The sequence below is a fragment of the Nocardiopsis mwathae genome (genome assembly GCF_014201195.1).
Taxonomy (GTDB): domain Bacteria; phylum Actinomycetota; class Actinomycetes; order Streptosporangiales; family Streptosporangiaceae; genus Nocardiopsis_C; species Nocardiopsis_C mwathae.
In genome coordinates this window covers 4520629-4544712 of record NZ_JACHDS010000001.1, presented here as the reverse complement: position 1 = coordinate 4544712, position 24084 = coordinate 4520629, and the positions used below count along the sequence as shown (strand labels likewise).

The window sequence follows — 24084 nt, the reverse complement described above, 5'->3', positions numbered from 1 at the left end:
TCAGGCGCCCGCGGAGATCTTGTCGATGGTGGCCTGGAGCTTGTCCCGGGTCTCCGAGGAGATCGGGGCCGACCCCGTCTCGTCGGCGGCGGCCTGCTGGCCGGCCTCGCTGACGACGTAGGACAGGAAGGACTTCACCAGCTCGGCGTCCTTGGCGTCGTCGTACTCCATGCAGGCGACCTCGTAGGCGACGAGCACGATCGGGTAGGCGTCGGCCTCCTTGGTCAGGTAGTCGAGGTCGATGGCGTGGTCGTTGTCGGTGTTGCCCTCCCGCTCGGGGGAGGCGTCCACGATCGCGGCCGCGGCCTCGGGGCTGTAGGAGACGAACTCGTCGCCGACGCCCACCGCTGCGGTGCCCAAGCCGCCGACGTGCGAGGCGTCGACGTAGCCGATGGTGCCCTCGCCGGCCTGGATGGCCGAGACCACACCCGAGGAGCCCTGGCCGGCCTCCACCGGGTCGATGGGCCAGTCGCCGTCGGCCTCGTGCGGCCAGGCGTCTCCGGCGGCCTCGGACAGGTAGGCGGTGAAGTTCTCGGTGGTGCCGGACTTGTCGGAGCGGTTCACCGGGACGATCTTCGCGTCGGGGAGGTCGACGTCGGGGTTGTCCGCGGCGATCTTCTCGTCGTTCCACTCGGTGATCTTCTGGTCGAAGATCTCGCCGATGACCTCGGGCTTGAGGTTGAGGCTGTCGATCCCGTCCAGGTTGAACGCGACGGCGATGGGGGCGATGTAGGCGGGGAGGTTCACGACCTCGGAGCCGTTGCAGCGCTGCTCGGTGGCCTGCCGGGTCTCGTCTTCGTCCAGGGCCGAGTCGGAGCCGCCGAAGGCCACGGCACCGTCGATGAACTGGGAGCGGCCGGCGCCCGAGCCGACCGCGTCGTAGTTGACCGTGGTGTCGCCGCAGGCGCCCTCGTAGGCCGCCTTCCACGCCGCCATGGCGTTCTCCTGGGCGCTGGATCCGGCGCCGGCGAGGGTACCGCCGCCGTCGACGCAGTCGATGTCCGCGGCGGCGGAGCCGTCGCCGCCGCCGACCGCCTGGTCGCTGCCACAAGCCGAAAGTGCGAGGGAACCGGCGAGGGCGAGCCCCGCGAACTTGCCGTACTTGGAGAGCTTCACAGCTCCGGTGTCCTTCCTGTGGACCTTCGTCTTGGCTGGACAGGTCCCGTCCGAAGGGCCCCGCCGACTGTGAAGTTAGGCAGGTGAGGTGACCAGCCGTTCCAGGAAGGGTGAACGGAGAGTGAACGAGGGCGCCACGGTGGCGTAAGAAACGGCAATGGGGCGATGGATGTGCGGTTAACCACCCTGATCTCCGGCCCGTCGGCCGCCGGTGACCTGCGAAGATCACCGGCGGGCTCGGTGCGGCCACGCCATGTGCGCGGGCCCGCAGGTCAGAGGGGTGACGGGGATCGCGGGGACGGTGGCGGCGCGCGCGGCCCTCAGGGAGCGGCGTACATCACATCGGCGTCCCACAGGGTGAACCCGAGCGACTCGTACAGCCCCACCGCCGCGCGGTTCTCCTCATCGACGTACAACAGCACCCACGGCAGCCCGCGGTCGCGCAGGTGGTGCAGGCCGACGAGGGTGAGCGCACGGCCGAGGCCGGTGCCCTGCCAGGCGGGGTCGACCCCCACGACATAGACCTCGCCCACCGGCTCGCCGTCGGTCAGCCCGGCGCCGTCGGCGTGCGTCTTCGTCCAGTGGAACCCGGCGATCGCGCCCGTCTCGGTCTCCTCGGCGACGAAGAAGCCCTCGGGGTCGAACCAGGCTTCGGCCTCTCGCTGCCGCAGGTCGTCGAGGGTGACACCGCCCTGCTCCGGGTGGTCGGCGAACGCGGCGGCGTTGGCCTTCAACCACGCCGACTCGTCGGCGCCGACCCGGAAGGTGCGGATGACCAGCCGATCGGCCACGGCGTCGGACAGCACCGGCTCCGGAAGCGGACGCTCGGGCAGCACCTGCTCGGAGGGGACGGATTCGGCCGCGCCGTCACCGCGCAGCCGCAGCCTCATTTTCAGCAGCCCGCGCACCTGCGTCCAGCCGAACGACCGCGCCAGGGCGACCGCGCCCTCCGACCGTCCATGCGCCCACACGCGGACCCCGTCGGGGCCGGCGTCCTCGACCAGAGAGCGCAGCAGGGTGGCCCCGTGGCCGCGGCGGCGCCGGTTGGGGAGGACGACGACCTCGGCGGAGTCCGGCTCACCGGGGCCGCGCTCCGTGTAGGCGAACCCGGCCAGCGTCGCCGGGCGGCTCCCGGTCTCCTCGAAGATGAGGTGGAAGCGCGTGGTCCCCGGCGCCGCGCCGTGCCGCACCCGCAGCAGCGTCTGCTCGGACAGCGGAGCGACGCCGTCATGATCGTGCGCCGCCTCGGCGAGGGCGATCACCGCCGCCGCCTCGTCGCTCTCCAACCGTCCGGTGATGTGCACAAAGCTCATACCGAAAGCCTAGGGCGTGTTCGGCGGATCGGTTCCGGTCGGCGGCCGCAGGGGCGGACCGCCCGACGGGAACGCATCCGCGGCACTCGCCCGGGGCCTGTCCGGCGGATCAGTCCGAGTGCGCGACCATCGTGGTCCGGAAGGTCGTCGCCGGACAGGCCCGGCCTGTGCCGGATCACCCGTGAGGGTGGAGGGGGGCGATCCGCTGCGACGTTAGTCCACATCCGTCGGGGCCGAGAAGACCTTTCCGGCGTGTTTCGGGGAGGGCCGAAACACCGGCCGCGCCGCCCCTGAGCGGCGCGGTGCCCACCGGTCAGGTCTTGCGGCGGCGGCCCATGTAGCCGGTGCCCGTGCGCACCCGGCGGAACGGGCTCAGCGGGGCCGACAGGAAGAGCAGGAGCAGCAGGAACAGGATCATCACCAACGGAGTGACGGACGACGACACGTCGGTGTCGCCCGCGGCGATCGTGGTGCCCTCGTCGTCCCCCTCGCCCGGCTCGACCGTGGGCAGGTCGGCCAGGTCCTGGGGGGATCCGGGGCCGTCCAGCTCCGGCAGGTCGGCGGCGCCCGTCGGCAGCGGCGGGCGGTCGTCGCCGTCCGGGCCGGACGGGCGGGTGGCCACCGGGCTGTGCGGCGGCGCGGGGCGCGGAGCCGATCCGCTGCGGTCCGGCGACGGCGTGCCGGGGGAGCGCGTTGATCCGGACGACGGAGCGGAGGGCTTCTTGCTGCTCGGCGGCTTCGACCCGTCGTTCTTCGGCGGTGTGCTCCCGCCAGGGGAGCCCGGCTTCTTCGACGGGGTACCGGGCTTCTCCGGCGGCTTGGTGGGATCCGGCGACGTGGTGGGGTCCGGGGAGGGGGTCGGGTCCGGGGAAGGCGTGGGGTCGGGAGACGGTGTCGGGTCGGGTGAGGGCGTGGGGTCGGGCGCGACGACCTCCACACGCACCGGCGCGGATCTGGCGGTCTCCCGCGGTACGTCCTCGACCAGGGAGCAGTCGGTGCCCTCGCGTACGGCGACGTAGTCGACCATGGCGGTGACGGTGACCGATTTCGCCGGTGTCGCACTGGCCTTCGCGGAGGCGGGAGCGGTCGACGCGTCCTGCCCGCTGACGCCGAAGCCGCTGTCCGCGCGCAGGTCGTACAGGCAGAACCCGATGTCAGGGTGGTCGGATGACCGCTCGACCCGGAGGTCCAGCGTCGCGGTCGTGCCCGGCTCGACGGTGAGTTTCTCGGGGGCCAGCGTCACCGACGGGCGGAGTCCGGCGGCCTCGGGAAGCAGTCGTTCGGCCGGAGGGGACTGCGGCGGACCGGATCCCGGTGGCACGGTGGCGGCGGACACGGGGGAGGCCAGGGCGACCAGCGTCGAACCGATGAACAGTGTGCCGATGGGGACGGCCGCGACGGCGCGCAGGGACGTCCGGGGCGTTCTGCCGTCCTTACCGCTACCGCTCAGCATGGGCAATGGCCTCCTCGCAGTCACCCGTCGCTCACCCGGCTGCCGTGAACGCCCCGCAATTGCGGTCACCGCGGACACCCACCGCCGGTGTTTCCGGCCGCCCCAGCATCCTAGGGGCTCGTCGCCGCCACCACGAGACCCCGTAGTCATAGTGCAACCGAACGCGTTCGGCGCACACGTGATCACGGGGTCGCGGACCGGCGGTCCCGTTCCGGAAAAGATCCCGGTGGTGATGCAGTGGATCTTGCAGGCGCGGTGAATGCGGTGGCGCCGTCCGGCCGACGCGGGCGGTCAGCGCCGGGCCGACGCCGAACGCCGACGGGGCCCGTTCTCCGGCTCCTCCGCCGCCTCGCCCTCACCAGTCGGGGTCGAGTCCTCGCCTCCCTGCCGGGCGGCGGCGGTGTCGGGAACGAACCGGTAGCCGACGTTGCGGACGGTACCGATGAGCGATTCGTACTCGCTGCCCAGTTTCGCCCGAAGGCGCCGGACATGCACGTCGATCGTGCGCGTGCCGCCGAAATAGTCGTATCCCCACACTTCCTGCAGCAGCTGGGCGCGGCTGAACACCCGCCCCGGATGCTGGGCCAGGAACTTCAGCAGCTCGAACTCCTTGAACGTGAGGTCGAGGATGCGCCCGCGCAGCCGCGCGATGTAGGTGGCCTCATCGATGACCAGGTCCCCGCGGCGGATCTCGTCGGGATCGTCGGGCCCGGCGTCGGCCTGGCCGACCGCCAGCCGCAGCCGCGCCTCGACCTCGGCGGGGCCGGCGGTCGTGAGCAGGAAGTCGTCGACCTGCCAGTCGTGGGTGAGCGCGGCGACACCGCCTTCGGTGAGGACGGCGATCAGCGGGCAGTCCAGCCCCGTCGTGTCGAGCAGGCGGCAGAAGTTGCGGGCCGCCACGAGGTCGGTGCGGGCATCTACCAGAATGGCGTCCACCGGGGCGCTCCCGGCGCGGTCCCCACCCGAGACGAGGAGGGCGCCGGCTTCGGCCGGCGCCACGCGCACCGAGTGGAGGAGCAGGCCCAGGGCCGGCAGCACGTGATCCGACGGTTCGTTCGAGTTCGTCAGTAGCAGCAGGTGGCTCATGCGTCCCATCCCGTGACCCCGCGCGAGGCGGGTGATCGAAGGCGCCGTTGCCCCCGGTGAAGAATAGATCTCGACTAGATGAATCGCCTCCGAGACCTTCAAGGATAATCAATCGATGGTGAGCGGAATCATCCGGTACTGGGCGGCGGCCAAGGACGCCGCGGGGACCGGCGAGGAGACCTACCGGGCCGAGAACCTGGCCCAGGCGCTGGACGCGGTGCGCGCCGGGCGGTCCGCCGACGACCCGCTGCTGCGCGTCCTGGAACGGTCGTCGTTCCTGGTGGACGAGCAGCCCGTGGGTCGGCGCGACCACAGCCTGGTGCGGCTCACCGAGGGCGGCGTGATCGAGGTGCTCCCGCCCTTCGCGGGAGGGTGAGCGCCGCCGGAGCGAGCCGGAGGCGACGAGAGGAATGAGGGGACGGCCGATGGACGACGGTGCGGATGCGGCGGGCGGCGCCGCGCACACGATCACCATGCTCGGCAAACCGGGCTGCCACCTGTGTGACGAGGCCCTGGAGGTCATCCGGCGGGTCGCCGCCGACCTGGGGGCGCGCTACGAGGTGCGCGACCTCACCGAGGCGCCGCAGGAGGAGAAGGACGAGTACTGGGACAAGATCCCGGTGACGTTCATCGACGGCGCCCGGCACGACTTCTGGCGGGTGAGCGAGAAGCGCCTCCGTGCCGCCCTGTCCTGACCCCGGCCCGCGCACCGCCGCCGTACGGTCGCCCGCGGGCGAAGCCCGACCGCTGCGGGCTTTCGAGCGTTCCCGCATGTCGGCCGCGAGATCGTAGCGGTAAAGGCGACCCTACTTTGTGCCTACATTCACAAGGGCGTAATCTTAGGCTCCAAATCCATTCCGGCCGGGATCTCGATGAGTGCCGCGCGCTCGTGAGGAGCAACGGACCTGTGTCGGCCCGCACCTGAGCACTCCGTCGATCGACGCCCTGGAGCACACGCCCGTGACCCCTCCTACGCCACGTCCCCGGGAGCGGGGAATCCCGGAGGCGACAGTCGCCCGGCTGCCGGTCTATCTGCGTGCCCTGCAGTCGCTCAGCGACGCCGGCACGCCGACCGTCTCCTCCGAGGGGCTGGCGACCGCCGCGGGTGTCAACTCGGCGAAGCTCCGCAAGGACCTGTCGTACCTGGGCTCCTACGGGACGCGCGGAGTGGGCTATGACGTCGAGTACCTCATCTACCAGATATCGCGTGAGCTTGGTCTCACCAAGGACTGGTCGGTGGCCATCGTCGGAATAGGCAACCTCGGGCGCGCATTGGCCAACTATGGGGGATTCGGCACCCGCGGGTTCCGCATAGCGGCGGTGCTCGACGCCGACACCTCGGTCGTCGGCAGGGAAGTGGCAGGTCTCTCGGTGCGGCACATCGACACCCTGGAAGAGACCGTCAAGATGGAGAAGGTCTCCATCGGCGTCATCGCGACGCCCGCCGCGGCCGCCCAGGGAGTGTGCGACCGCCTCGTGGAGGCCGGCGTCACCAGTGTGCTGAATTTCGCACCGGTGGTGCTGAATGTGCCTCCCGGCGTCGATGTGCGTAAGGTCGATTTGTCCATCGAACTGCAGATCCTCGCCTTCCACGAGCAGCGGAAGAACGGCGGCCAGGGGCGAGCGGAGTGGATCGAAGCGGCCGAAGGCCTGGGATGACAGGCACGTCCGGCCAGTGGACGAGCCCGTCATGCAAGTACGGAGCGTGGCGGTAACCCCCGCATTGGAGTGCAGATGAGTGTCCTCGCCGTAGGGCTGAGTCACCGGAGCTCGCCGGTGGCTCTGCTGGAGCGTGCCGCTCTCGACGGCCAGACCCGGCTCAAGGTCATGGCCGAGATGGCGAACGCCGCGGCCGTCAACGAGGTTCTGATGGTCTCCACGTGCAACCGCACGGAGATCTACGCCGACGTCGAGAAGTTCCACCCGGGCGTCGCCGCCATCACCGAGATCCTCTCCTGGCACACCGGCGTCTCCCTGGCCGAGCTCACCGAGCACGCCTACGTGCACTACGAGGAGCGCGCCGTCCAGCACCTCTTCTCCGTCACCTGCGGGCTCGACTCCATGGTGGTCGGCGAGGGCCAGATCCTCGGCCAGGTGCGCAACGCCATCAAGGACGCCCAGCACAGCGGCACCATCGGCCGCGTCCTCAACGACCTCGGACAGCGGGCGCTGCGCGTCGGCAAGCGCGCGCACACCGAGACCCACCTTGACCACGCCGGCGCCGACATGGTCGGCCTCGGCCTCGTGGTCGCCGGCCGGCACTTCGGCCCCTTCGGCTCCACCCGGATCGCCCCCGACACCGGGTCCGGCGCGGCCACCGCCTCCGACGCCATCGCGCGCTGCCCCGTGGGCGGCGGCGAGACGCTCGCCGAACCGACCGCCGACGTCGCGGCCTCCGTCCCGCAGCCGCAGGTCCTCACCGGCGCGCGGGTCCTGGTACTGGGCGCCGGGTCGATGAGCGCGCTGGCCGCCAACACCGTGGCCCGCCAGGGCGCGAGCACGGTCATCGTCGCCAACCGCACCTTCGAACGCGCCGCCCGCCTCGCCGAGTGCCTCACCGAGGCCTACGAGCCCATCCGGAGCCGCGCCGTCCCCTTCGAGGACGCCGCCGAGGTCCTGCCCCACGTCGACCTGGTCATCTCCTGCACGGGCGCCCAAGGCCTGGTGCTGACCGCCGCCGACGTGACCGGCGCCCTAGGAGAGACGACGGACTGCGCTCCCTTGGTCGGGCTCTCCTCCTCGCTCGGCTCCGGCGCCGATGCGGTGCGGCCTTCGGCGGATGGCATCGACGACTCCGCTCGCTCGTCGGTTCGCCCTTCTCCGCCTCTGGTCGGGCTCTCCTCCTCGCTCGGCTCCGGCGCCGATGCGGTGCGGCCTTCGGCGGATGGCATCGACGACTCCGCTCGCTCGTCGGTTCGCCCTTCTCCGCCTCTGGTCGGGCTCTCCTCCTCGCTCGGCTCCGGCGCCGATGCGGTGCGGCCTTCGGCGGATGGCATCGACGACTCCGCTCGCTCGTCGGTTCGCCCTTCCGGCCGTCCTCTCGTCTTCCTCGACCTCGCCCTCCCCCGCGACATCGACGAGGCCGTGCGCGGGATCCCGGGTGTCCGCCTGGTCGACATCGAGGACCTCCGTAGGGCCGCGGCCGAAGGCGCCGACGACGTCTCCGGCCGATCCGGAGCGATCTCCGTCGTCCGCGACATCGTCGCCGAGGAGGTCGCCGAGTACCAGGCCGTGCGCCGTGCCGAACTGGTCGCCCCGACCGTCGTCGCGCTGCGCAGCAAGGCCCGCCAGGTCGTCGACAGCGAGCTCTCCCGGCTGGAGGGCCGCCTGCCCCACCTGGACGACAGGACCCGCGGCGAGGTCACCCACGCGCTGCGCCGCGTCGCGGACAAGCTGCTGCACCAGCCCACCGTGCGCGTCAAGGAACTCGCGGCGGGCCCCGACGGCGACTCCTACGAGGCGGCGCTGCGCGAGTTGTTCGGCCTGGACACGGCGGCATCCGAGGCGGCGGGACACGACGCCCTGAGCACAGCACCGCACACCGCAGGGGAGACGAAGCAGTCATGACCTCCGTGCCCGCACGGCTCGGCACCCGTCGCAGCACCATGGCCACCACGCAGTCCCAGCAGGTGGCCGATACGCTCACCGACCGCACCGGCATCCCCATCGAGCTGGTCCTGATCACGAGCTTCGGCGACGTCACCAAGGCGCACCTGACCCAGCTCGGCGGGACCGGGGTGTTCGTCAACGCGCTGCGCGACGAGCTGCTGGCCGGGAACATCGACTTCGCGGTGCACTCGCTGAAGGATCTGCCCACGGCCCCGGCCGGCGGACTGACACTGGCCGCCATCACCGAGCGGGACGACCCGCGCGACGCCCTGTGCGCACGCGACGGACTCAAGTTCGCCGACCTGCCGAGCGGTGCCACCGTCGGCACGGGCTCGCCGCGGCGCGTCGCCCAGCTCGCGGCGCTCCGCCCGGACCTGCGCTTCGTACCGATCCGCGGCAACGCCGAGACCCGGCTGGGCAAGGTCGCCTCCGGAGAGCTGGACGCCGTCGTGCTCGCCTACGCCGGGCTGGTCCGGGTCGGCCGCGTCGACGACGTCACCGACGTCTTCGAACCGTCCCAGGTGCTGCCGGCGCCCGGCCAGGGCGCGCTTGCCGTCGAGTGCGGCATCGACCGCGCCGAGCGCGACCTCGACTACCTCGCCGCCGTCGACCACAAGCCCACCCGCATGTCGGTGACGGCCGAGCGGACCGTGCTCGCCGAGCTGGAGGCGGGCTGTGCCGCCCCGGTCGGCGCCTACGCCGAGTACCACGACGGCCTGCTGCGGCTGCGCGCCGCGGTGGTGGCCCCCGACGGCACGGCGGCGGTGCGCCGCGAGCGCGCCGTCGCGCTGGACGGCCCCGACATCACGGTCGCGGCGGCCGAACGCCTCGGCCGCCAGCTCGCCCGCGAGATGATCGCGGAGGGAGCCGACCGGATCGTGGCCGCGGCCGCGGAGGAGCACAGGTAGCACCGGTGGGAGAACGCGGTGGCCGACAGACCAAGGAGCGAGCGCACATTGACTACGCCCCAGACAGAAGCACGGGGGTCCCTGCTCTCGCGGGCAGGGGTCGGATTCCTCCTCGGGCGTGACGTCCGGGGCATCCTCGGAGGTTCAAGGTGAATCAGCCCACGGAGCCGCGCCGCGGCCACGTCGCCATCGTCGGGGCAGGACCGGGCGGGGCGGAGCTGCTGACGCTGCGGGCCGCCGCGCTGCTCGACGAGGCCGACGTCGTCATCACCGTCCGGGAGCCCGGACCCGAGCTGGCCAAGCACCGGGCCGCCCTGCTCAAGCGCTGTCGCGACGACGTGACGGTGCTCGAAGCCGAGGAGTGCGGCGGCGACATCAACGCGCTCGCCGTCAACCACGCCCGCGAGGGCAGCCGGGTGGTCCGGCTCTACAGCGGGGACCCGCTGGTGGGCTGCCGCGGCGGGGAGCTCGTCGCGGCCTGCCGCAGGGCCGGGATCGAGTGCGAGGTCGTGCCGGGTCTGTCGGCCGTGACCGCCGTCCCCGGCTACGCGGGGATCCCGCTGATGCCCGAGGGGGTCAGCGACCTGCACGTCGTCAACGCCCGCGCCGCCGGCTTCGACCTGGAGCGGCTGCCCGAGGACGACGGCGGGACCCTCGTCGTCCTGGGCCCGGAGATCCCCGACGACGACCCGGGGCACGCCGGCCCCGGCTATGACCGGTTGTGCAAAGCACTGATCGCGGGCGGACGCCCGGCCGACACCCCTGTCGCCGTCACCCGCATGGGCAGCACCACCGAGCAGAGTTCGGTCGTCTCCACGCTCGGCCGCCTCACCGCCGACATCAAGGCCGCCGACGCCAAGGGCAACAACGTGACCTCTCCCGCGACGCTGGTCGTCGGCCCCGGGGTGGCCGGGCAGCCGGACCTGTCGTGGTTCGAGTCGCGCCCGCTGTTCGGCTGGCGGGTGCTGGTCCCGCGCACCAAGGAGCAGGCCGCCGGGCTGGCCGACCAGCTGCGCGGTTACGGGGCCGTCCCCGAGTCGGTGCCCACGATCTCCGTCGAGCCGCCGCGGACCCCGCAGCAGATGGAGCGGGCCGTGCGCGGACTGGTCACCGGCCGCTACCAGTGGGTGGCGTTCACCTCGGTCAACGCCGTCAAGGCGATCCGGGAGCGGTTCGAGTCCTACGGTTTGGACGCGCGCGCGTTCGCCGGTGTGAAGGTCGCCGCCGTCGGCGAGCAGACCGCCGCCGCGCTGCGCGAGTTCGGTATCCAGCCGGACCTGGCACCGCCCGTCGACCAGCAGTCCGGCGCCGGGCTGGTCGAGGTGTGGCCGCCCTATGACGCCGAACTCGACCCGATCGAGCGGGTGCTGCTGCCGCGCGCCGACATCGCGACCGAGACGCTCGCCGCCGGCCTGGCCGACCTGGGGTGGGAGGTCGACGACGTCACCGCCTACCGGACCGTGCGCGCCGCGCCGCCGCCCGCCCCGATCCGCGAGGCCATCAAGGGTGGCGGGTTCGACGCGGTGCTGTTCACCTCGTCCTCCACGGTCCGCAACCTCGTGGGCATCGCCGGGAAGCCGCACAACACCACGGTCATCGCGGTGATCGGCCCGGAGACCGCCAAGACCGCGGAGGAGTTCGGCCTGCGCGTCGATGTCGTCGCACCGAAAACCTCGGTTTCCGCCCTGGCGGCCGCCCTGTCGGAGTACGGTGCGGCTCAGCGGGCCGAGGCGCTGGCCGCGGGCAAGCCGGTGCTCAAGCCCAGCCAGAAGCGCCGCGGCCGACGGCGCAAGACGATGTAGCGCCGCGCCCGCCCGCCACGAGACCACCCGCACCCTGCCGCACAAGGGAGTGTCGCCAGATGTCCGCTCGCTATCCCGCCGCCCGCCCCCGCCGGCTGCGCCGCACACCCGCGCTGCGCCGCCTGGTCGCGGAGACGCGGTTGCGGCCGGAGGAGCTGATCCTTCCGATGTTCGTGAAGGAGGGCATCGAGGAGCCCAACCCGGTCGAGTCGATGCCGGGCGTCGTCCAGCACACCCGGGACAGCATGCGCAAGGCGGCCCAGGAGGCCGCGGAGGCCGGCGTGGGCGGGCTGATGGTGTTCGGCATCCCGGAGTTCAAGGACGACCGGGGGGCGGCCGCCGACGACCCGGGCGGGATCGTGCAGCGGGCGCTGCGCGACCTGTCGGCCGACCTGGGCGACGACATGGTGATCATGGCCGACCTGTGCCTGTGCGAGTACACCGCGCACGGCCACTGCGGCGTGCTCACCCCCACCCACGAGGTCGACAACGACGCCACCCTGGAGCGCTACGCCTCCGTCGCCACCGCCCAGGCCGCGGCCGGTGCGCAGGTGGTGGGGCCCAGCGGGATGCAGGACGGCCAGGTCGGCGCGATCCGTGCGGCGCTCGATCGGGCCGGGTACACCGACGTCGTGATCCTGGCCTATGCCGCCAAATACGCGTCGGCGTTCTACGGGCCGTTCCGGGAGGCCGCCGAGGGCGCGCCGCGGTTCGGTGACCGGACCGGCTACCAGCAGGACCCGGCCAACGCGCGCGAGGCGCTGCGCGAGGTCGAACTGGACCTCGCCGAGGGCGCCGACATGGTCATGGTCAAACCGGGCCTGGCCTACCTCGACATCATCGCCAGGATCGCCGACCGGGTCGACGTCCCGGTATCGGCTTACCAGGTCAGCGGCGAGTACGCGATGATCGAGGCGGCCGCGCGCAATGGCTGGATCGACCGCGAACGTGCGATCATGGAGTCCCTGCTCGGTTTCCGGCGCGCCGGTGCCGCGCAGATCCTCACCTATTGGGCGACGGAGGCCGCGCGCCTCCTGCGCTGACGGGACAGCGAACGCCACCGCTTCCCGGTCGCCCAGGTCGAGGTCGGGAAGTCGCGACAGTACCGACACGACCGACACGATCAGGGGAGGGAACCCATGGCCGATGTGATCCAGCGGCGGAAGCGCCGCCACGCGCTGGGCGACATGATGGGCGCGGCTCTGAACTACGCGTCCCTGGGCTGGCCGGTGTGCCGGGGCGCCCAGCCTTCCCTGATGGGCGGGCGCGCGTGCGGCTGCGACCGCATCGGCTGTCCCGACCCGGGCGCGCACCCGGTTTCGGCGGCTTGGGGCATGGAGTCGACCGTCGACCCGGAGACCATCCGCCACTGGTGGACGACGACTCCGGCGGCCAACATCATCCTGCCCACCGGCCGCGTCTTCGACGTGTTCGACATCCCCGCGGGCGCCGGAGTGCTGGCGCTCGCCCGCATGGACAGCATGGACATGGCGTCCGGCCCGGTCGCCGCGGTCGAGGGCCGCCACCTGTTCTTCGTGGCCACCCGGTCGCCCGTGGACGAGGACGAGTGGTGGTCGTGCCACCTCGACTGCGTCCCCGAGTCCGTCTCCGACACCCCGGGCCTGCGCTGGCACTGCCGGGACAGCTACGTCCTGGCCCCACCCTCGCCCCTGCCCTCGGGCACCCCGGCCTCCTGGATCCGCGCCCCCCGTCCGGACTCCCACCCCACCGGCCTGCCGGACCCCCTCGCGGTTCTCGACATCCTCTCCGACGCCTGCGAGGAGTTCACCTCGGCCTGACCTGGCCCCAGGCACCCCCTCCTCCGTTGATCTCGGAGATATCGGGGTAAAAATCGGCCAGGTGACCCCACTATCTCCGAGATCAACGGAGGAGGGGCGGGGAAGCGCTTTCCGGTCGCGCTACGGCAGGTCCAGTCGGCTGTCGCTGACGACGATGCCGTCCTCGTCGCTGTAGAGCCAGCTCTCCGGGGTGAACACCACGCCGCCGAAGGACACCGGGCCGTCGAGGACGCCGGCGCCGGCCTTGCTGGATTTGCGCGGGGTGCTGCCCAGGGCCTTGATGCCGAGGTCGAGCTTGGCCAGCGTGGCCGTGTCGCGCACCGCGCCGTTGATGACGACGCCGGCCCAGCCGTTGTCGAAGGCCGCCTGGGCGATCAGGTCGCCCATCAGGGCCGTGCGCAGCGAGCCGCCGCCGTCGACGACCAGCACCCAGCCCTCGCCGGGCTGGTTGAGCTGCTCCTTGACCATGGCGTTGTCCTCGTGGCACTTGATCGTGGCGATCGGGCCGTGGAACCGGGCGCGCCCGCCGAACCGGCGGAACTGGGTCTCGCAGGTGGCGATCGCGTCCCCGTGCGCGTCGATGAGGTCGGCGGTGGCGAACTCGGACATGGGTCCCCCTGGGTCTGTGGACGGTGTCGGCGGGGTGCTGAACGTCGGTGGTCTGTCTCGGTGGTCGGTGCCGGCCGACAGTGCCGGTGGTGCCGGTGTGGAATCGAAACTAACAACCGCGGCCGTGATGCGCGCGGCGGGTCTGGGGAATCCACCGTGTCGGCCAGGTGCGACACTGGGGGCGTGGCTACGCATACGATTTCCGATGAGCTGTTCCAACGAGCCGGCGCGGTCGTGCCGGGGGCGGTGAACTCTCCCGTCCGCGCGTTCGGCGCGGTGGGGGGCACCCCGCCCTTCATGGCCTCGGGGAGCGGCCCCTACCTCACCGACGTCGACGGCATCACCTATGTCGACCTCATCTGCTCCTGGGGTCCGCTGATCCTCGGGCACGCACACCCCGCGGTGACGGAGGCGCTCAGCGGCGCCGCGCGCCAGGGCACCTCGTATGGCGCGCCGACGCCGGGGGAGGTGGAGCTGGCCGAGGAGATCGTCGCGCGCACCCCGGTGGAGAAGGTGCGGCTGGTCAACTCCGGGACCGAGGCCACCATGTCGGCCATCCGGCTGGCGCGCGGCGCCACCGGCCGCAGCAAGGTGGTCAAGTTCGCCGGGAACTACCACGGGCACGTCGACGCCCTGCTGGCCGCGGCCGGGTCGGGGGTGGCGACGTTCGCTCTGCCGGACTCTCCGGGCGTCACCGGGGCGAGCGCCGCCGACACGCTGGTGCTGCCCTACAACGACATCGCCGCGGTGGAGCGGGCCTTCGCCGAGTCGGGCGACGACATCGCCTGCGTGATCGCCGAGGCGTGCCCGGCCAACATGGGCATCGTGCCGCCGAAGGACTCCTTCAACGCCCGCCTGAAGGAGATCACCGCGAAGCACGGCGCGCTGCTGGTGCTCGACGAGGTCCTCACCGGTTTCCGGGTCAGCGCCTCGGGCTGGTTCGGCCTGGAGGGTGTCACCCCCGACCTGATGACGTTCGGCAAGGTGATGGGCGGCGGGCTGCCCGCGGCGGCGTTCGGCGGCCGTGCCGACCTCATGGACCAGCTGGCCCCCTCGGGGCCCGTCTACCAGGCCGGGACGCTGTCGGGGAACCCGCTGGCGACGGCGGCCGGGCTGGCGACGCTGCGCAATGCGACCCCCGACGTCTACGCGCACATCGACCGGGTGTCGGCGCAGGTCGCCGAGGCGGCGGGCAAGGAGCTGAGCGCGGCCGGGGTGCCGCACCGGATCCAGCGCGGCGGCAACCTCTTCACGGTGTTCTTCACCGAGGACGAGGTCACCGACTTCGACGGGGCGCGGGCGCAGAACACGCAGGCGTTCGCCGCGTTCTTCCACGCGATGCTGGACCAGGGCGTCTACCTGCCGCCCGCGGCGTTCGAGGCGTGGTTCTTCTCCGCGGCCCACGACGACGCGGCCGTCGACCGGGTGGTCTCGGCGCTGCCGCGGGCCGCGCGTGCCGCTGCGGAGGCCGGTGCCTGACGGGCGGCGGGCCGGTTCGGTCCCGTGCCGTTCCGCGCCACTCGGCGGGGCAGCGATCCAGAACGAAGGGTTTCTACGCGAATCGCCGATCGACCGTTAACCGGAGCTTTACCATGTGGGGATGTTGGATATCGACCGGCTGCGCGCCCTGTCCACCATCGCCCAGTACGGGTCGGTGAGTGCGGCCGCCGAGGTCCTCGGCATCACCACCTCGGCGGTCTCCCAGCAGATCACCAAGCTGGAGCGGGAGACCTCCGCGCAGCTGCTGGAGCGCAACGGGCGCGGCGTCCGGCTCACCGACGCCGCCCACGTGCTGGTCCAGCACGCCGACCGGATCCTCGAACTGATCACCGAGGCCGAGGCGGACCTGGAGGCGCAGCGGGGCGGCGTCGTCGGACCGCTGCGGGTGGCCGCGTTCCCCACGGCGGCGCGCGGCCTGATGCCCCGGGTGCTGGTCGACACGGCGCGGCGCCACCCGCGGCTCACCGTCACGCTCATCGAGTGCGACCCTCCGGCGTCCCAGTCGCAGGTGCTGCGCGGGGAGAGCGACCTGGCGGTCGTGCAGGACCGGTACGGATCGCCGCTGCCGATCCCCGAGGGTATCGAGCGTGCCCACCTGTTCGACGATCCGGCCGAGGTCGCGATGCCGGCCGCGCACCCGCTGGCGGGGCGCGCGGACGTGGAGCTGTCCGAGCTGGCCGGCGACCCGTGGATCTCCTCCCCGCGCGGCACCCTCTGCTACGACTGGCTCGCCGACACGCTGCGCCGCCAGGGCGTGGAGCCGCGGATCGCCCACTACAGCGACGAATACCCCACCCAGCTGGCGCTGGTGTCGGCCGGGCTGGGGCTGGCGCTGCTGCCCCGGCTGGGCCGCGGGCGCCCGTCCCCCGACGTGGTGACGGTGCCCGTGCGCCCGGTCATGGTGCGCAGCGTGTATGCGGTGTGGCGGCGGGAGGCGGGGCGCCGCCCCGCGGTCCAGGCCATGCTGGACGCCCTGCGCACCGCGTCCGACGTGGTGACCGATACCGTTGAGGTGCACGCCGCCTCGCGCGCGACGCCGTCAGCACCGGAAGAAGCATGAAGGGAAGCGGTCGCACACATGCCCACGACCACCGTCGTCCACCTGCTCCGGCACGGTGAAGTGCACAACCCCGAGGGGATCCTCTACGGGCGGCTGCCGGACTTCCACCTCAGCCAGACCGGCAGCCGGATGGCCGACCTCGCGGCGGACTGGTTCGCCGACCGGGACATCGCCGCCCTGTACTCCTCGCCCCTGGAGCGCACCCAGGAGACCGCCGAGCCACTGGCGGACCGCTTCGGCCTGCCCGTGCGGCTCGACGACCGGCTGATCGAGGCGGCCAACTCGCTGCAGGGCATGCGCGTCGACCGGAACGCCCTGGTCCGGCCCGGCATCGCGCGGCGGCTGTACAACCCCTTCCGGCCGTCGTGGGGGGAGGCCTACCGGGAGATCGCGGCCCGCATGGTCGACGTCGTCAAGGTCGTGCGCAAGGAGGCGTGGGGCCGCGAGGCGGTGTGTGTCAGCCACCAGCTGCCGATCTGGACGGTGCGCCGTGCGGCCGAGCACAAGCGGCTGTGGCACCGGCCCGACCGCCGCCAGTGCGAGCTCGCCAGCGTGACGTCTCTGACGTTCGAGGACCAGCGGTTGGTCAGCGTCGGGTACTGCGAGCCCGCGGCCTCTCTGTACGGTTCGGGGCCGGGCGTCCCCGGTGCGTAGCGGGGTGCACCGGGAATAAGGGAGGGGCGGCTGTGCGTTCGAGGATTGGCACGAGCGGGTAGGCTAGCTCGTTGGGTGCGGCGTATACGTCGCCCTCCGTTCCATGCGGAGGTGCGGCATGCCTGCCGCCCGGTGAGTCTGCCTCCAGGCGCTCCGGCGGGACGCCGCGTCGTATCCCCCTCGATGGCACCCAGTGGTCCGCACCGCGTTCAGGTGGACGCGGGCCGGGTGGGCTGTCGTGTTCTCTGCAACCGTTGGCGAGAGGTGATCCGTATGGGTTCCGTCATCAAGAAGCGCCGTAAGCGCATGGCGAAGAAGAAGCACCGCAAGCTTCTCAAGAGGACTCGCATCGCGCGCCGCAACAAGAAGTAGGTTCGTGCCTCTCCGCCGACGCCGGCCGGCCGGATGACGGCCGTGGCCGACGCGGAGACACCCCCCACCTTTCACGCGTACCCAATACTTCGAGGCGTGTTGTCATGGGCCGAGTCGTACTTGTCACCGGGGTCTCCCGCCACCTGGGCGCCCGGGTAGCGGAAAAACTGGTCGACGATCCCGGTGTCGACCGGGTCGTCGGTGTCGATCCCGCTCCCCCCGGATACGCGCCGGGACGGGTCGAGTACGTGGCTGCGGACCTGCACGACGACAGCGTGAGCAGGGTCGTCCGGGAGTCCGGCGCGGACACGGTCCTGCACCTCGGCCTCACCACGGCGCCGGGGGGCGCCGAGGGACGGGCGGAGTCGCAGGCCAACCACGTTCTGGGCACCATGCAGCTGCTGGCCGCCTGCCAGCGGTCCACGACCGTGCGGCGGCTGGTGGTGCGCTCCAGCGCGGCCGTCTACGGGACCGCCCCGCCCGCCGAGGAGCTCTACACCGAGGACCTCCAGGCCCGCGACATCCCGCGGTCCGCCTACGCCCAGGACGCCGCGGAGGTGGAACGGCACACCCGCCACCTGGCCCGCCGCCGTCCGGACGTGTCGGTGGCCGTCCTGCGCTTCGCCAACGTCATCGGCCCCTCGATGGAGACCCCGCTCGCCCGCTACTTCGGGCTCCGGGTGGTGCCCACGGTCCGCGGCTACGATCCCCGGCTGCAGTTCATCCACGAGGACGATGCCGTGGAGGCGCTGCGCCTGATGGCGGTCGGCGACGGCGACGGCGTCTTCAACGTCGCCGCCCCCGGCGCCATCCCCCTGTCGGCATGCCTGCGCCGTGCCGGGCGCCCGGGCGTGGCCATGCCCGAGCGCGGCCTGCGGGTGCTGCGCGGGCTCGTCCGCCGCGGCCGGATCGACTACTCGCCCGAGCAGCTGAGGTTGCTGTGCACCGACCGCGTCCTGGACGTCAGCAAGCTCCAGCGCACCGTGGGCTGGTCGCCCTCCTACACCTCGCAGGAGACCTTCGAGGCCTTCCTCGCCGAACGCGGCATCGGCGGCGGCCGTCCGAAGAACGGCCGCGGGCGTGAGCGTGCGGGCCGCCGCGGCCCGATGATCCACCGTGTCCGCGCCGCGGTCGGGCGCTCCTGAACCCCCGGCCCTTCTCAGGGCCTCGGGGCCGCGGCGCCGTTCCTCCGGCGGCGGAGCATGCCCACGGCGACCGCACCGCCGACCGCCCCCGCCACGGCGGCGGGAACCCCCACGCGCAGCTTCGCGCGGTGCCTGCGGAACTCGTGGACCGGCCACCCCTGGGATGCGGCGTGCTCGCGCAGGGCGTCGTCGGGGTTGACCGCGTTGGGGTGGCCGACGAGCGACAGCAGCGGCAGATCGTTGTAGGAGTCGCTATAGGCGGAGGAGACCGACAGGTCCAGGCCTTCGCGCCGGGCCAGGCCGCGGATCGCGTCGGCCTTGGCCGGTCCGTGCATGAGGTCGCCCACGAGCCGCCCCGTGTACACCCCGTCGACGGTCTCGGCGACGGTGCCCAGCGCCCCGGTCAGACCGAGCCTGCGCCTGATGATGTCGGCCAGCTCCACCGGGGTCGCGGTGACCAGCCAGACACTCTGCCCGGCGTCGAGGTGGCGGCGGACCAGGCGGCGTGCGCCCTCCCAGATCCGGTCCGACATGGTCTCGTCGTAGATCTCCTCGCACAGCGACACCAGGTCGTCGACGGCGTGACCGGCGACGAACGCGAGCGCGGCCTCGCGAGCGGCGTGGATGTGCTGGGGCCGCTCGTTGCCGCTGAGCCGGAAGACCGCCTGGCCCCAGGCGAACCGGAGCAGGTCGCGCGTGGTGAACAGGTCACGGGCGGCGAGTCCGCGCGCGAAGTAGTAGATCGACGCCCCGCGCATCAGGGTGTTGTCGACGTCGAAGAAGGCCGCGCCGCGCCGGGCAATGGCGGCATCACCGCCATTCTCGTCGGGTCGGATATTGGCCCACATGTCTTGAGCCTACGGTCCCCCGCCGGTGCGACGTCCGGAACGGGAACACGACATCACTCCGGGTGAGCTAACTCACATCTCAATTCGGACATCGGCCGCTTATTCCCTTGAAACCACGCAAGTCGGAGCTGTGAAACCCGCGTCGTGTGCACAACCGGGGGTGAATGTGCAGCATTATTAGCGGGATGGTCGAGGTAGGACTGGCATTCGTCTGCGCACTGGTGGCCTGGAGCGCCACCGCTGCGCTGATCGCGCGTACGCAGCGGGACCCGCAGGTCCACACGGGTGCGTGGGTCGCGTCGTCCGTCGGCGTCGCGATCGCGCTGAGCGCCGCCTTCCCCGGGGCGCTCCTGGACTTCTCCGACGTGACCTTCCGGATCTTCCAGATCGGCGTCGCGCTGATCGGGCCGCTGATGGCGGCGTGGGGGGCGGTCGAGTACGCGGTCGAGTCACCGCGCGCCCGATTCGGAACCCGCCTGGTGGTGACGACGCTGACCGTCGTGCCACTGGTGGTGCTCACCCTGGACCAGCTGCGCGGCCGCTACGACGGCAGCTACCCGGCCCTGGCCGACCACTACGACCTCATCCCCCGCTCGGTACTGACCCTGGTGCACACGTTCGCCGTGCTGGCCCTGCTCGCGTGCGCGATCGTGGCGGCACGGCGGATGCGGGACCGCCCGCGGTTCGCCCAGCACCGGCTGTCGGTGATCGGCCTGGTCGCCCTCGCGGTCGTGCTGGAGATCCTGGTGGCCCGCTTCGGGCTGAGCATGCTCGGCCAGCTCATGATGCTGGGGGCCGTGGGCTCGCTGTGGGCCGCCCTGGTGCGCTCGCAGAAGCCGCCCAGAGAGCGCCGTGGCCGCGGTCGGGGGCGCGGCGGCCGCCGCCGCTCCGAGGAGCCGCCCGAGGACTCCGACGCCGACCACGACGAGGACGAGCAGGGCTTCGACGACATCCGCGATCCACAGGAGGACGGCGTGTGGGGCAGGCGCCGCACGAGGGCCGATGCCGACGGCTTCGACGACGGCTATGACGACGAGTACGACGACTACGAGGACGAACCGGCGGGACCCGCGCGCCAGCCGTCCCGGCTGCGCGGCATCATCACCATCTACACGCTGGCCGAAGGCCATGCCGACGCCTTCGACGACTGCGCTGACGAGGTCGTCGACGAGGTCGCCCACCGGGAACCGGACACGCTGCTGTTCGCCGCCCACACCGTGCCCAGCGCGCCGCAGCAGCGCATCGTCTACGCCATCTACCGCGACCAGCTCGCCATCGAGGAGCACGAGCAGCAGCCGCACGTGATGGAGTTCCAGCGGCGCAGCTCGCCGCACGTCGTGGCCACCAACGTGATCGAACTCTCGCTGTCGGGCGCCTCGGCCAACGACAACCTCGCGGACATGCTGATGCCGCGCTGAGCGGCGCGGAGCCCCCGGAGCGCAGGCGGGCGGGGCGCAGTGGCGAACGGCAGGCGAACGGTCGGCGGCACCCGGATGAGGGCGGGCCGAACGACCTGATCCGGGCGGCGGGAAACGGGCCGGGGTCCCCCACCGGAAACCGGGGGACGGGGTCGGGTGAAGTACGCTTCCTTCTCGTCGACCTGTCAGCCTGGGCGCCTGCGGCGCCGCTGATGTGTGCTCGCCGGCCCCGAATCCTTCCCCGGGCCGCCGAGTTCGGACTAACGGGAGCGTGCTGGAAGCCCGATGCGTAAGTTTCTCGTCTTCATCCTGATCTTCCTGCTGGTGATGATCGTGGTCGCCGACCGCGGGCTGCACTCCGCCGCGCAGAACGAGATCGCCAAGCGTGTGAGCCAGCAGTACGAGATGGCCTCGGAGCCCGAGGTCACCATCGGCGGGTTCCCGTTCCTCACCCAGGCGATCGGCGGGGAGTACTCCGAGATCAACATCGTCACCGGTGCGATGACGATCAACGACGTCAACTTCGACCGTCTCGACATCACCGCGCGCGACGTCGAGGCGCCCATCGCCGACCTGATGTCCGAGCCGAGCGTCGTCGCCCGCTCCGCCGACGCCACGGTGATGCTGCCCTACAGCGAGCTGCAGTCGCGGCTGCCGCAGGGCATCGTCATCGAGAACCAGGACGGCAAGCCGCGGATGTCCGGCGACCTCGCGCTGCCCGGCGGCATCAGCGAGGAGGTGTCGGCCGACCTGGAGGTGTCCATCGACGGCGACGTCATCAACGTGACCCCGCGCAACGTCCAGATCAGGGAGCTCCCCATCGACCTCGGCCCGGTGGTCGAGGAGCGGCTGACCGTGGGCTTCCAGGTCCCGCCGATGCCGTTCGACCTGCAGGTCACCGAGATCGAGGCGCTGCCCAACGGCGTGCAGGTGTCGGCCCACGCCACCGACGTCCGACTCGTCGGCGCCGCGGGGGACCGGTAGCCGCCCATGGGGCCGGAGCAGCTGGTCGGCGGGGCGGCGGTCGCGGTGACCCTCGCCGTGGGGACGCTGGCCGGTGTGCTGTGGAAGCGGAGCAACGGACGGATGAGCACGGTCGACACGATGGTCCTGACGGCCGACGACATCGGCGCCGAACCCGGGGAGCGGGCCACGCTCGTGCAGTTCTCCACCGCCTTCTGCCAGCCGTGCCGCGCGACGCGGCGGGTGCTCGGCGACGTCACCGCGATGGTCGAGGGCGTCGTCCACGTGGAGATCGACGCCGAGTCCCGGCTCGACCTGGTCCGACGGCTCGACATCCTGCGTACGCCCACCGTCCTCGTCCTGGACGCCGAGGGCCGGATCGTCCGCCGCGCCGGCGGTCTGCCGCGCAAGGCGGACGTGATCGCGGCGCTCGGGCACGCGATCGACGGACGGCCTGACGATCGTTGATGTGATTCGCCCCACTCGTGACATCGGCGGATCCAGCCCGTACGATCGTCAGCGTGACCTCTCCGACAGATGCGCTTTTGACGAAGCGACGCGCCGTGGACTTCTGCCGCGTCGCCGCCGCACTCTGTCGCGCTTCCCGCTAGAGCGGAACTCCGTGGCGCCCCCGTGCGCCCCTGCCCCGGAATCCGGCCCGCCCGACCTCCGCGACCACGGACGACGGCACAGGCCACCGCCTCTCGGCCCCCGAACAGCACCGCTCACGCAGCTGGGAAGCCCACCATGCAGGTCGACCCCCGCGGACAGCGATTCGCCGCCGTACTCACCACCGTCGTTCTCGCCCTCGTCCTGATCACCGGTAGCGCGTGGCTACTGGCCCTTCAGGCGCTGGCGTTCGCCGTCGCCGTGGTCTTCGGCGTCCGCAACTCGCCCTACGCCCGCCTCTTCGCCCGCGTCGTGCGCCCCCGCATCGGTGCCCCGGAGGAGCTGGAGGACGCGGCCCCGCCGCGCTTCGCCCAGGGGGTGGGGCTGGCCTTCGCCCTCGTGGGGCTGCTCGGCTACCTGTTCGTCGGTGCCTGGCTCGGGATCACCGCCACGGCCTTCGCTCTCTTCGCCGCATTCCTCAACGCCGCCTTCGGCTTCTGCCTGGGCTGCGAGATGTACCTGCTGCTCCGCCGCCTGCCCCTCCCGGGCAGGGCCGCCTGACGGCGTGGCAGCGGCACCCTCCGCGGGGACGGATCACACCGGTCCGTGGGTAGAGACGGACTGACAACACACAGCACGCAGCAACGAGCAATGAGGAGGATCCCCATGAGCCGCTCCGACGTCCTTGTGGACGCCGACTGGGTGGAGGCTCACCTGAACGACCCTGATGTCGTTCTCGTGGAGGTCGACGAGGACACCTCGGCCTACGACAAGGGGCACATCCCCAACGCCATCAAGATCGACTGGAAGAAGGACCTCCAGGACCCGGTCCGGCGCGACTTCATCGACAAGACCGGCTTCGAGAAACTCCTCTCCGAGCGCGGCATCTCCAACGACGACACCGTCGTCCTCTACGGCGGCAACAACAACTGGTTCGCCGCCTACGCCTACTGGTACTTCCGCCTCTACGGGCACCAGAAGGTGCGGCTGCTCGACGGCGGCCGCAAGAAGTGGGAGCTCGACTCCCGCGAACTGGTGGAGGCCGTGCCGGAGCGGGCCGTGACCGACTACAAGGCCCAGGACCAGGACACCTCGATCCGGGCGTTCCGCGACGAGGTCGTGAGCGCCATCGGTACCAAGGACCTGGTGGACGTCCGCTCTCCCGACGAGTTCGTGGGCCGCCTGCTGGCGCCCGCGCACCTGCCGCAGGAGACCTCGCAGCGGCCGGGCCACATCCCGACCGCCCGCAACATCCCGTGGGCCAAGACCGCCAACGAGGACGGCACGTTCAAGTCCGACGAAGAGCTCCGCGAGCTCTACACCGAGGCCGGGGTGGACCTGAACAAGGACATCATCGCCTACTGCCGCATCGGCGAGCGCTCGTCGCACACCTGGTTCGCCCTGCACGAGCTGCTCGGTCTGGACAACGTGAAGAACTACGACGGATCGTGGACCGAATACGGCTCGCTGGTGGGCGTGCCGATCGAACTCGGGGAGGCCAAGTGAGTGACAAGGGATGCGGCGCGCCGGTCGGCGGCGTCGCACTGGCCGACGTGGACGCCGGCGACCAGGCGGTGATCCAGGGCGTCGTGACCCGCGACGGCGCCCCGCTGCGCGGTGCCTATGCACGGCTGCTCAACACCTCCGGCGACTTCGCCGGTGAGGTCGCCACCGGCGACGAGGGAACGTTCCGCTTCTTCGCCGCCGATGGGGACTGGAAGGTCCGCGTGCTCGCCTCGCAGGGCTTCACCGCCGAGTACGCGGTCCAGGCCGAGGTCGGCAAGGTCATCGACCTGAAGGTCGAGGCCTGACCCGGTCCG

The 24084-nt window shown here is 71.8% G+C and carries 26 protein-coding genes; 20 read left to right on the top strand and 6 right to left on the bottom strand.

What is annotated here, in order from left to right:
- The 4 genes from pstS to HNR23_RS19855 all read right to left on the bottom strand — a co-directional run bounded on the left by pstS (nucleotide 1) and on the right by HNR23_RS19855 (nucleotide 4968).
- Entirely contained in the window at nucleotides 1-1116 is a 1116-nt protein-coding gene (gene pstS, locus HNR23_RS19870) for a phosphate ABC transporter substrate-binding protein PstS (RefSeq protein WP_184077634.1), read from the bottom strand.
- Nucleotides 1117-1436: 320 nt separating this feature from the next.
- Nucleotides 1437-2429 carry a mycothiol synthase gene (gene mshD / locus HNR23_RS19865; protein WP_184077632.1) on the bottom strand — a complete coding sequence of 331 codons (993 nt, stop codon included), beginning with the start codon at nucleotides 2427-2429 and terminating at the stop codon, nucleotides 1437-1439.
- A 313-nt stretch (nucleotides 2430-2742) separates the two neighbouring features.
- Nucleotides 2743-3882: a hypothetical protein gene (locus tag HNR23_RS19860; RefSeq protein WP_184077630.1), complete on the bottom strand. Its 1140-nt coding sequence runs from the start codon at nucleotides 3880-3882 to the stop codon at nucleotides 2743-2745.
- Between the two features lie 291 nt (nucleotides 3883-4173).
- Nucleotides 4174-4968, bottom strand: coding sequence for a winged helix-turn-helix transcriptional regulator (locus HNR23_RS19855; protein WP_184077628.1), 795 nt, complete (start codon nucleotides 4966-4968; stop codon nucleotides 4174-4176).
- 115 nt (nucleotides 4969-5083) lie between these two features.
- Between HNR23_RS19855 and HNR23_RS19850 the strand changes: the two genes are divergently transcribed.
- The 8 genes from HNR23_RS19850 (at nucleotide 5084) to HNR23_RS19815 (ending at nucleotide 13086) form a co-directional block, all read left to right on the top strand.
- Nucleotides 5084-5344 (top strand): MoaD/ThiS family protein, encoded by a 261-nt coding sequence (locus HNR23_RS19850; protein WP_184077626.1) that lies wholly within the window; start codon nucleotides 5084-5086, stop codon nucleotides 5342-5344.
- 49 nt (nucleotides 5345-5393) lie between these two features.
- Nucleotides 5394-5663, top strand: coding sequence for a glutaredoxin family protein (locus tag HNR23_RS19845; RefSeq protein ID WP_184077624.1), 270 nt, complete (start codon nucleotides 5394-5396; stop codon nucleotides 5661-5663).
- Nucleotides 5664-5928: 265 nt separating this feature from the next.
- Nucleotides 5929-6627 carry a redox-sensing transcriptional repressor Rex gene (locus tag HNR23_RS19840; protein WP_184080622.1) on the top strand — a complete coding sequence of 233 codons (699 nt, stop codon included), beginning with the start codon at nucleotides 5929-5931 and terminating at the stop codon, nucleotides 6625-6627.
- A gap of 75 nt (nucleotides 6628-6702) precedes the next feature.
- Complete coding sequence (locus HNR23_RS19835) at nucleotides 6703-8535, top strand: glutamyl-tRNA reductase (protein WP_184077622.1); 1833 nt, start codon at nucleotides 6703-6705, stop codon at nucleotides 8533-8535.
- Entirely contained in the window at nucleotides 8532-9485 is a 954-nt protein-coding gene (gene hemC / locus HNR23_RS19830; protein ID WP_184077620.1) for a hydroxymethylbilane synthase, read from the top strand. Before HNR23_RS19835 ends, hemC begins: the two co-directional genes overlap by 4 nt.
- A gap of 149 nt (nucleotides 9486-9634) precedes the next feature.
- Nucleotides 9635-11287 carry a uroporphyrinogen-III synthase gene (locus tag HNR23_RS19825; protein ID WP_184077618.1) on the top strand — a complete coding sequence of 551 codons (1653 nt, stop codon included), beginning with the start codon at nucleotides 9635-9637 and terminating at the stop codon, nucleotides 11285-11287.
- A gap of 59 nt (nucleotides 11288-11346) precedes the next feature.
- On the top strand, nucleotides 11347-12330 hold the full coding sequence (gene hemB, locus HNR23_RS19820; RefSeq protein WP_184077616.1) for a porphobilinogen synthase: 984 nt from the start codon (nucleotides 11347-11349) through the stop codon (nucleotides 12328-12330).
- A gap of 96 nt (nucleotides 12331-12426) precedes the next feature.
- Nucleotides 12427-13086, top strand: a complete 660-nt coding sequence (locus tag HNR23_RS19815) for a bifunctional DNA primase/polymerase (protein WP_184077614.1) — start codon at nucleotides 12427-12429, stop codon at nucleotides 13084-13086.
- A 120-nt stretch (nucleotides 13087-13206) separates the two neighbouring features.
- Here the strand turns inward: HNR23_RS19815 and rraA are convergent, their stop codons facing one another.
- Complete coding sequence (rraA, locus tag HNR23_RS19810) at nucleotides 13207-13695, bottom strand: ribonuclease E activity regulator RraA (RefSeq protein WP_184077612.1); 489 nt, start codon at nucleotides 13693-13695, stop codon at nucleotides 13207-13209.
- A gap of 183 nt (nucleotides 13696-13878) precedes the next feature.
- Between rraA and hemL the strand changes: the two genes are divergently transcribed.
- The 5 genes from hemL to HNR23_RS19785 all read left to right on the top strand — a co-directional run bounded on the left by hemL (nucleotide 13879) and on the right by HNR23_RS19785 (nucleotide 18426).
- Nucleotides 13879-15174: a glutamate-1-semialdehyde 2,1-aminomutase gene (hemL, locus tag HNR23_RS19805; RefSeq protein WP_184077610.1), complete on the top strand. Its 1296-nt coding sequence runs from the start codon at nucleotides 13879-13881 to the stop codon at nucleotides 15172-15174.
- Nucleotides 15175-15295: 121 nt separating this feature from the next.
- Nucleotides 15296-16255, top strand: coding sequence for a LysR family transcriptional regulator (locus HNR23_RS19800; protein WP_184077608.1), 960 nt, complete (start codon nucleotides 15296-15298; stop codon nucleotides 16253-16255).
- 18 nt (nucleotides 16256-16273) lie between these two features.
- Nucleotides 16274-16909: a histidine phosphatase family protein gene (locus tag HNR23_RS19795; protein ID WP_184077606.1), complete on the top strand. Its 636-nt coding sequence runs from the start codon at nucleotides 16274-16276 to the stop codon at nucleotides 16907-16909.
- Between the two features lie 273 nt (nucleotides 16910-17182).
- Nucleotides 17183-17281 carry a 30S ribosomal protein bS22 gene (locus HNR23_RS19790; protein WP_017621272.1) on the top strand — a complete coding sequence of 33 codons (99 nt, stop codon included), beginning with the start codon at nucleotides 17183-17185 and terminating at the stop codon, nucleotides 17279-17281.
- Nucleotides 17282-17385: 104 nt separating this feature from the next.
- Entirely contained in the window at nucleotides 17386-18426 is a 1041-nt protein-coding gene (locus HNR23_RS19785; protein WP_184077604.1) for an NAD-dependent epimerase/dehydratase family protein, read from the top strand.
- A 14-nt stretch (nucleotides 18427-18440) separates the two neighbouring features.
- Here the strand turns inward: HNR23_RS19785 and HNR23_RS19780 are convergent, their stop codons facing one another.
- Complete coding sequence (locus HNR23_RS19780; RefSeq protein ID WP_184077602.1) at nucleotides 18441-19274, bottom strand: HAD family hydrolase; 834 nt, start codon at nucleotides 19272-19274, stop codon at nucleotides 18441-18443.
- 185 nt (nucleotides 19275-19459) lie between these two features.
- Between HNR23_RS19780 and HNR23_RS19775 the strand changes: the two genes are divergently transcribed.
- The 7 genes from HNR23_RS19775 to HNR23_RS26985 all read left to right on the top strand — a co-directional run bounded on the left by HNR23_RS19775 (nucleotide 19460) and on the right by HNR23_RS26985 (nucleotide 24075).
- Nucleotides 19460-20692: an antibiotic biosynthesis monooxygenase gene (locus HNR23_RS19775; protein WP_184077600.1), complete on the top strand. Its 1233-nt coding sequence runs from the start codon at nucleotides 19460-19462 to the stop codon at nucleotides 20690-20692.
- Nucleotides 20693-20977: 285 nt separating this feature from the next.
- Nucleotides 20978-21676 carry an LmeA family phospholipid-binding protein gene (locus tag HNR23_RS19770; RefSeq protein ID WP_184077598.1) on the top strand — a complete coding sequence of 233 codons (699 nt, stop codon included), beginning with the start codon at nucleotides 20978-20980 and terminating at the stop codon, nucleotides 21674-21676.
- Between the two features lie 102 nt (nucleotides 21677-21778).
- Nucleotides 21779-22123: a TlpA family protein disulfide reductase gene (locus HNR23_RS19765; RefSeq protein WP_246422400.1), complete on the top strand. Its 345-nt coding sequence runs from the start codon at nucleotides 21779-21781 to the stop codon at nucleotides 22121-22123.
- Nucleotides 22124-22140: 17 nt separating this feature from the next.
- On the top strand, nucleotides 22141-22266 hold the full coding sequence (locus tag HNR23_RS27670; RefSeq protein ID WP_394353790.1) for a putative leader peptide: 126 nt from the start codon (nucleotides 22141-22143) through the stop codon (nucleotides 22264-22266).
- 136 nt (nucleotides 22267-22402) lie between these two features.
- Nucleotides 22403-22825, top strand: a complete 423-nt coding sequence (locus HNR23_RS19760; protein WP_184077594.1) for a DUF4395 domain-containing protein — start codon at nucleotides 22403-22405, stop codon at nucleotides 22823-22825.
- Nucleotides 22826-22930: 105 nt separating this feature from the next.
- Nucleotides 22931-23770 (top strand): sulfurtransferase, encoded by an 840-nt coding sequence (locus HNR23_RS19755; protein WP_184077592.1) that lies wholly within the window; start codon nucleotides 22931-22933, stop codon nucleotides 23768-23770.
- Nucleotides 23767-24075 (top strand): DUF1416 domain-containing protein, encoded by a 309-nt coding sequence (locus tag HNR23_RS26985; protein WP_184077590.1) that lies wholly within the window; start codon nucleotides 23767-23769, stop codon nucleotides 24073-24075. Before HNR23_RS19755 ends, HNR23_RS26985 begins: the two co-directional genes overlap by 4 nt.
- Nucleotides 24076-24084: the final 9 nt, after the last annotated feature.